Annotated in this window: 9 protein-coding genes and 1 pseudogene; all 10 read left to right on the top strand. The window is 34.2% G+C overall.

Annotated features, from left to right (window positions below; genetic code table 11):
• Positions 1–672 (top strand): annotated as a pseudogene (locus tag RTP52_RS05715) (hypothetical protein); the annotation flags it as partial.
• Positions 656–2191: a hypothetical protein gene (locus RTP52_RS05710; RefSeq protein ID WP_312369800.1), complete on the top strand. Its 1536-nt coding sequence runs from the start codon at positions 656–658 to the stop codon at positions 2189–2191. The pseudogene RTP52_RS05715 and the gene RTP52_RS05710, both read left to right, overlap by 17 nt.
• Positions 2192–2214: 23 nt before the next feature.
• Positions 2215–2646 carry a hypothetical protein gene (locus RTP52_RS05705; protein ID WP_312101441.1) on the top strand — a complete coding sequence of 144 codons (432 nt, stop codon included), beginning with the start codon at positions 2215–2217 and terminating at the stop codon, positions 2644–2646.
• 153 nt (positions 2647–2799) lie between these two features.
• Positions 2800–3240: a hypothetical protein gene (locus tag RTP52_RS05700; RefSeq protein ID WP_312369798.1), complete on the top strand. Its 441-nt coding sequence runs from the start codon at positions 2800–2802 to the stop codon at positions 3238–3240.
• A 299-nt stretch (positions 3241–3539) separates the two neighbouring features.
• A complete protein-coding gene (locus tag RTP52_RS05695; RefSeq protein ID WP_312106387.1) occupies positions 3540–3692 on the top strand; it encodes a hypothetical protein in 153 nt (50 codons plus the stop codon).
• A 9-nt stretch (positions 3693–3701) separates the two neighbouring features.
• Complete coding sequence (locus RTP52_RS05690; RefSeq protein WP_312369796.1) at positions 3702–4163, top strand: hypothetical protein; 462 nt, start codon at positions 3702–3704, stop codon at positions 4161–4163.
• A 1-nt stretch (position 4164) separates the two neighbouring features.
• Positions 4165–4647, top strand: a complete 483-nt coding sequence (locus tag RTP52_RS05685; protein ID WP_312106383.1) for a hypothetical protein — start codon at positions 4165–4167, stop codon at positions 4645–4647.
• 44 nt (positions 4648–4691) lie between these two features.
• On the top strand, positions 4692–5819 hold the full coding sequence (locus tag RTP52_RS05680) for a hypothetical protein (protein ID WP_312369794.1): 1128 nt from the start codon (positions 4692–4694) through the stop codon (positions 5817–5819).
• A 182-nt stretch (positions 5820–6001) separates the two neighbouring features.
• Entirely contained in the window at positions 6002–7318 is a 1317-nt protein-coding gene (locus RTP52_RS05675; protein WP_312369792.1) for an S-layer homology domain-containing protein, read from the top strand.
• A 3-nt stretch (positions 7319–7321) separates the two neighbouring features.
• Positions 7322–8634 (top strand): hypothetical protein (locus RTP52_RS05670; RefSeq protein WP_312369790.1); only part of this gene is annotated, 1313 nt, incomplete at its 3' end.

Genomic DNA, 8634 nt, shown 5'->3' with positions numbered 1-8634 from the left:
ATTACAGGAGAGCAAGGCTCTGGTAAAACAACATTATTAAAATCATTGATTCAATTTATACCTCCGGCCTATACTCTTCGTGTGCAAGAGTTAGTCTTTGAGTTACATCTTAGAGAAATATACCCGGAACGAAATATAGTAAGTTTTAGAGAAACGGCAGAAATCCAAGGTAGGGAAGGGCTAGATTTGCAAAAGAAAACCGATGGAACGGTGAATATCATTGGAGAGGTGGCAAGTGCACCAGTAGCTAGCTGGTTAGTTATGGTTTCACAAGTAGCAAGTAAATATACCATATTTACTCATCATGCAAAGACAACGAAGCATCTAGTTATGGCACTACGAAATGATCTAATGATAACTGGGGCTTTTCAGAATGAACATGCCGCACAGATGCAGGTAAAAGCCTCTATCCGATTTGATGTTCACGTGGCAAAAGATAATAATGGGCATCGGTATATTGAACGGATCACAGAAATTGAACCGAATATTCATGAGGATGAGATTACTGTTAGGGATATTATAAGATGTGAAAGCGGTAAATACCTCTTGGTACAGCCAGTAAGTGAAACAACGAAAGAAGAGGTATTTACTCACCTATCAACAGAGGAGAAAGATGCTTATTTGCAGCTATTTCAATTGAAGGGGGAGGGTGGTAATGAGAATTGTTCATAAGGGAAAAAAGGAAATTCTAACTGCAATTATACTCTATACCCTCTTACTAACGATTCTAACTATTTTTAATATTCCATTTTCTCTCTATTATTTTAGTGTGATAGCGGTTTTGTTATTTGTGCTTCACATGGAGACTTACTGGAAGAAGGAGAATAGACTCTTTGAAAAGCAGTTGCTAGAGCTTGATTGGTTGCTTTCAGAAGTTAGGCACCGATACTATGTCCATGGAATGGTAGATGAAGCGGCCCAGGAGGCTTATGAAGTTTGTAAAACCCCTGGGCTAAAAGAGAAAATCTATGCTATTTATGAAGCTCTATGCTCTGTAGATATGAATTTAGCAAAGGAAAGATTCAAACATATGAATCAGAATCGCTACTTTCGGATGTTTTTGACATTAAGTCTTATGGTAATGGAATTTGGAGATAAAACGGTAGAAGGTCAATCTCTTTATTTAAGAAACCTAAAGCGTCTGCGAGAAGAGATACACATCGAATTAAAAAATAATCAGACGCTAAAACATCATTTTTCTGGATTAACTTTTCTTATTGTTGTACCTATAACTACGCTAGGAGCAATTGAATCCTGGGGACTTAGTAATTTACCAGAGTTATCTTCCTATTACGAAGGAGCATATCGTATTCTATTTTATGCGTTTCTTTTTATTCTAACAGTTGGCTTATATTATCTGTTTTTTCTTCTTAAGACACCAATCAAAGTGATTAGTAAACAGCATCCATGGCTTAAACTAGTATCGAAATATAATATATTTGTTAGATACTGCAGAAATTATGAACATTTCTTTCCGAGGACTTTTGAGAAACTAAGAATATCTTTAATCCAAGTTGGGGAGACCATGGATATTTCTGAGTTTCTATGTAAGCGAATTATCTGTGGTTTTCTAGGATTTTCTTTTTCTTTTCTATGGACCTCAATTTTTTTGATGCATCTATGGAAGAACAAAATTATTTTTTTAGTATTGTTGTCTTCCATTCTATGTTTCTATCTTCCAGTTTGGGTTTTAAAATACCGAGTGCGACTTGCTAAGGTCTATATGGAGGATGAGGTTTTTCAATTTCAAGCGATTCTCATGATGGTAATGTATATGGATCGTATCTCAACTTTTGAGTTACTTGAGATTATGGAGGACTTCTCTATTATATTTAAAAAACAGTTACGTCAATGCTTATTAGACTATGATGTAGGACAAAAGGAAGCCTTACACCAATTAAAAGAAAATACATATTGTGTAGCATTTCATAAATTGGTAGATAACTTGATTATGTGTGATGACATTGGAGTAACAAAAGCTTTGGATGAGGTTGCATTAGAGATTCAATTTTATAGTGAGAGAAGACAGCAGCAAACGAATTATCAATTAGAACAAAAAGGAATTCTGTGTAGGTTTTTATCGTTTCTACCTTTGGTAACAACAATTGCGCTGTATCTTATCTTACCTTTTGTTACTGTCAGTTTATCGAAGCTTATGGAAATTAGTGAGGCGATAGCAAATGGAAAGTAAGAGATTATGGAAAGAAGGAGACTATGGAAAGTGCAATAAAGGGATTACTGATGGCAGCAGGTGTTGTCTTAACGTGCATTGTAATTGGAATTGGATTTTATATGGCTAGAGAAGCCAAGTCAACTGCAATGTCATCTGCAGAAAGTTTATCAGATTTTAAGCGGGAGATTTCAGAGAAAGATATCAATCGATTTGACGATAGAGAAGTGACTGGAAGCGATGTTGTAAATTTTACTAGGAAGGAGTTAAGGAAATATAAGAGTGGACAAGAAGCACCAGTTACAGTAAAGATATCTACTTCCTCAGGAAATTACACATACGAGAATAACACTACGCTGAAGGAATTAAGGGAAATAACCAGTGTACGATATGTTAATCCGCTTGCAATGTTTCAAGGAAAGGTTGTTCGCGATGATAATGATGTAATTATAAGAGTTGAGTTTACGCAGAAGTGAAGTTCCGGGTTTGGTACATTGTTTGTGCCGACTTTGGTGGCATTCGGGGGTTGATGCATTGTCTGTGCCGCCTTTGAAGGCATGTTTTAAAATGTGAAGAGAATTTCAAGGGCGCCAAAAGACGCCGCCAAATAAAATTTATGGAGGAACGATATGGATAATTCTTTAAAAGGGCTAATTTTAGCCGCAGGCGTGGTAATAACTTGTATCGTAGTTGGATTGGGTTTTTATATTTCAAGAGAAGCAAAGAATACAAGTAGCGGTGGAATCAGCCAAATAACTAAAATGAATGGTGAGTATCAGGATATTAATAAGACGATGTATGATGGAATAAAGGTCAGTGGTCGTGAAGTCGTTGAAGCAGTTAAAAAATATGAGAATGAGATAAAAGGAGGAGTATTTTCTATCGTTGTTTATACTGGAATGCGTAATCTCACAAGCCCAGGGATTATATTCCAATCCAACCAGTACGATATCGCAAAAATTAAAGAGAAAAAGAGTGAGTATTATGTTAATCCGGATGGAAACTTCCTAGGTGAAACGTTTTTAGATCAAAATGGAGTTGTGACAATGATGACGTTTGTTCAGCAGTAAGAAGTGCGAAGAGAATTTCTAGGCGCCAAAAGAAGCCGCCTAAGAAATTTTAAACATCACACTAGTTACATGCATTGTTTGTACCGCTTTAGGCAGTATGATTGGTGAAAGAAATCTCTGTTTCTTGAAATTTTAAATTCTCTTTTGCACGGCTTACTAAGTAGGCATGTTTTAAAGTGCAAGAGAGGTTACAAGACATAAGATCTTGTAAAGCTTTATGAGTTTAATAGAGGTGAATTGGATTTTTAGATAACTATATGGAAACTACAAACTTGGTTACATAAAAGAAAGAGGAAAATATGGAGGAGATTACATCATTTTTATCACATGTGTTTGGTGCATTGCTATTTTGTATTGCGTTGACACTTCTATTTTACATTCAGAGAGTAGAGGACACCGCCTGTTCTAATCTGTCAACTAATCCTGTAGAATCTACAATTAAGAATCCATAGAGGTAAGGTATGGAAGCACTTGGAAGGATAACTGCGGTTCTTTTGGCAGCAATATTATTAATTTTATTTCCTCTGCGATATGATGCTACACTACAAAGGCAGATAAGAGAGGAAGTAATCCTACAGGAATTAATAAACTTTGTTGAACATAGAAAAGTGGAAAAGAAGATTACAAAATTACAATATCAAGACTTCATGGATCGGATGCATGGAATATTGGATGGATTTACCGTTGAACTAATTTGTTATCGAGAATTTGTCTATGATCAAGGGGAAACAAGGGAGCAACTACTATATACAGATATGGTAAATAGGGTAATGGAAGAATCCGTTTTCTTTTTTGAAAGGGGTGATTATATTACAATTCGAATTTTGCATGACGCAGATGGGGTAATAGAACAGTTAGAATCACTATTTATACCAACTGGTATAAAAGAACAGGAATATGTATATGGGGGAATGATACCGTAGTATGCATGTATATGAGAAAGTTACAGATTTATTAGTTGCGTTCATTATTTTCTTCCTAATTCCTATGCTTTATCTTAGCAAACGAACTGAATTATTATGTCAGGAGGAGTTATCAGGATATACAGAAAATTTTATAGAAGACGTGACTACTCATGGATATTTAACTAAGGAGATATACGAAGATTTTCTTGATCGAATACACAGAATCTATCCAGTGCTTCAAATAGAGATGATGAGTGAATCTTATGTATATGAACCGATTTATCAAAAGAAAAATAACACCATGGAGTTTACCAATAAGAATCAAACATATTGGACGGTTACAACAAATGAAGATATTATTCATAATTTATATTCTACGAAAGCTAGGCATTGGTTTTCCTATGGAGGTTATTTTAAGGTGAATTTATGGAGAGTTATGGACGGGAGTAAAGAGTTAATTACTACATGCGGGGCGAGGATTCGTGAATCGAAGGAATATTGACATTTCAAGAGGATATTTTCATGAAGGGATTGTAGGTTAAGGGGATGAAATTATATCATTATGCTATTATATTTGTCATAATAGGAATTGCATTTATAACAATACAGGACATAAACTATCAAGAGATGATAATGATACGAGTGGAAAATGCTAAGTTAAATGCATATTTTAACCAAGCTGTAGATGCTGGTACAAGCAGGCTTGAAAAAAAAGGAGGGAGCTGTGTAGCGCTAAGTAAGGAGCTTGCCACAGCTTCTTTTTTTCAAAGCATGTATGCATCTTTAGGAATTCTAGAGGATGAAGAACAAAAAGAACGATTTATGTTAAGTATCCCTATCATAACAATCATTGACTATGATGGAGTGTACGTAAATTATTGTATAAAAGAAACAATGGCTAATGGAAAGACCATGTTAAAACGGACTTGGACTGAAAAAATTCCATACAGATATTCAGATGAGTTGTTTGAGGTCTATTTTACACTATCCGATGTTATTACATTGAACGTTTGGACAGGTACAAGTGGGAAACAAAACTTATCAGAGCTTATTGATGAAGAGGATAAGGAATATGGCTATATCGAATCTATGAATCAGCAAAATGGAGATGGTTACTGGATACACTATCAAGACCTTCAAAGACTATCTAAATTCTCGGGCTATGATGATAAAAATCCATCTTACTTTATATGGAATGAAACTAAATTTTTAGCAGTACAAAGGGCTACGGTAACGGAAACAATTGAAGATATTATGAAATATTATGTTGATAATCATGTCGAGATTGCGAAAGAGTTTGGAATTTCATATGAGTTCCATTTACCACTAATAGATAACTCAAATTGGGATAGGGCGATTGGGGAATGTAGTATCTTTGTCTTATTTCAAGGATATCCTTATCAAAGCTCACCAAAACGTTTCTATAACAGGCATTCTTTCCATGCAGCTGAGAAAAGAAATAATATAACATATTTTCTAGAAAGAAAGTCATGGTATCTGCTTTATCACAAAGAAGAGTGTCCGGATTGGATAAGTAGAAAAGAGAATGCATTGAGAAATGGTGAGATCCTTGAGGATATTCTCTGTGAATCCTTAGAGGAATGCTCCGAGTACGGTGCATTTCCATGCCTAAAGTGTAATAGTGGTTATGAAGGATATCATCCAGAAAGGTGAAATGAATCTGTCCTTAAATGAATTTGAAATAACTTTTAAACAGAATAACTAGTAATTAATTGACTGAGGTTACAAATTATGTAATAATAAAAGGGAATAATTGTAATAACACTAAATTTAATAGGGATACAACAAATTATAATGGATCGTATCAGGAGATATGAAAAGGGGGAGAGTAAAATATGAAGATTGTGAAAAAAGATTATCGAATTGTATTATTATGTATAATATTACTACTATCGCTAGTTTTTGAAAAAACATTAGTGGTACAAGCAAGTACAAATTACATAACAAGAGGATACTTTATAAAATTAGTTTGCCAAGAGATCGGTATCACAGCGCAAGGGACAACAAATCAATCGTATATTAGCGCTGCGATAGAGCATGGTATTATAACTAAAAGTACATTTTCGGATTACGAAAGAAATGTCTCCAAGGTGGATGCAGCTGTAATATTGGTGAATGCACACGAATCATTATACGGAAATACGCTAAGTGAAGACCTAATTCAAACTATAGTTGAAAAACGTATTACAGATGTCAATAAAATTCCAGGATATCGACGCATTCCATTTGCAAAAGCATATGCCTATGGCTATATTAAAGGTTCCTCAGATGGTAGTTATACTACAAGCAGAACTTTCAACCCAACTCAAAAGATATCAAAGGATACTGCATTAAGTTTTATAGGAATGTTAAAAGACCAGAGTAAGAGAAATAAAATTACAGAAGATGGACAATTAATAAGGATAACAGATCTACCGAAGTTTGCAGAATTTTATCCGTACATATTGGCAAGCTACCCTAATGCGTTCTATGATTGGGAGTTTCGCTTTATGAAAGGTTATCAAACCAAATATAAAGATGGAAAACCATACGAAGAATATATGTATGAAACTGGAAAGTATAAAGAGGGATATGATTATGCTTATCCTGAAACTGTTAAAAACTATCGTAAAAACAGTTTGATGTACTCATTACCAGATGGTACAAAGACAAATTTAGCAGGAAAGATAGATTTTTATTGGGCAACATGGGAACAAAACGCAGCAAAATATCTACAAAATGTTTTTAATGTTGATTATCGTACAATTGAAAAGAATAAAAAATGGTACGATGCGGTAACAACTACTGGAGCACTATATAATGACGAAGTATATATTAAAAATTATGTAAATAAATACATTGACGCTGCAAAGAAAAATAAGACTATTATTGAATGTGATAAAATAGCTTTTGATAAGTCTGGGATATATCAAGGTACTGTTGGAACATATTTGAGGGTTTATGTACACTATCGGATAAAGTCATCTTTAAATAATGATCAGGTACTTATTTCGCCTTTAGCTTTTACATATGAATCGTATGCGAACTATTCCAATGTAAAATTAGGTGAGTGGAGAAATGGCTATTATGATATTCTTCTAGACAACGATGGAAAACTTGTATCAGCGGTATTCAGTGATTATTTTCATGATGTTAATGTATTGAAGTGGTAGCCTATGAAGAAAAAAGTAAAATATAAATTTTTTTTAATACTGTTAACTGCATCGATGTTGCTACATTCAACAGTAGTTGTAGCTGGAATATTAAATCAATCCTATGCAGAGTACCGAGAAGACTATATGGTGCAAGAAATAAAGAATGATGCATTAGAAGATGGACTTTATACAATAATTTTACGTGAAGCTAATACAACAGGAATTATGAGAATGATTGGTAAGCATAAAAAAAGCCAATCTGCTATTCATTACAAAACAGAAGGTTATAACTTTACTATTAAAAAAACGGACGGAGAAGTAACGAAGTATCCAATCGAAAAGGAAGAACGAGTTTTGGTTAAACCACAATTGGTTCATGATGAGACTGACGGAGTACATGTTACTACAACATACGAACTACCTTTTTGGCAGATATCAAAATCAGCCATAAGCATGCATGTTGCTGAGGAGATTAAAAAAGGAAAAACACAAGATCAGGCGGAAAAAATAGTAACAGATATGCTAAATTCTGATGGTCTTATACTTTATATTAATCATGTGTTTGCTGTTTATGATGATAACACAATGATAAAAGGACCTTATGCTAATTTAGAAGACATAAAAAACGCTGTTGATTGGTCATATGAGACAAAGGAAAAATATCTCCCCGCATACTACGATATTCCGTTAAAAATAACAAAAAAGATGATCCCTGCTGGTTCATATTCAATTCAAATAGTGGATATGACTGAAAATCAAACAAAAAACTTCACCTTAAATGATGTTCAATCTGGAAAGTATTCCATAGATTATAAGTTACCAAGTAGCACTCAAAATCAACCGGTCCGTGATGAGGAAACACTTATCTATGATACGCCTTCTCTAATAGCAGATAGTTCTGGTCAGCAGTATAAGTTTTTAGGTAAGGCCTTTTATAGTTATGAGGAAACACCAGGTAAGTCAGAGGCAGCAAAAGTTATAGAGAATCAGATATCGCAGAAAAACTCTGGTACTGGTAAGGCTGTGTTAATACTTGGATATGTAAAAGCAGGAGAAGAGAGTAGTGTAAAGGTAAAATATTATCATGAAAGTGATAGTGGGATAAAAACATTAATGGGGACAGAGAGTGCAGGAACAATTAAGCCGAATACTTCATATTCTTTCACAAAATATGCTAAAACTAGTTACACTTATCAAGGCAATAGCTATAAATATAAAGATAAATGGAGTTATACTTATTATAAGGATAATGGGACGATGACTACATTAAATGGTAAGAGTGGTGAAACAAAACTTACCATACCAAGCCTTATGAAAGGGAGTGAAGTTGTGAT

It is taken from the genome of Lachnoclostridium sp. (assembly GCF_031997925.1).
Lineage (GTDB): Bacteria > Bacillota > Clostridia > Lachnospirales > Lachnospiraceae > Lachnoclostridium.
This window is presented reverse-complemented; position numbering and strand designations above follow the sequence as displayed.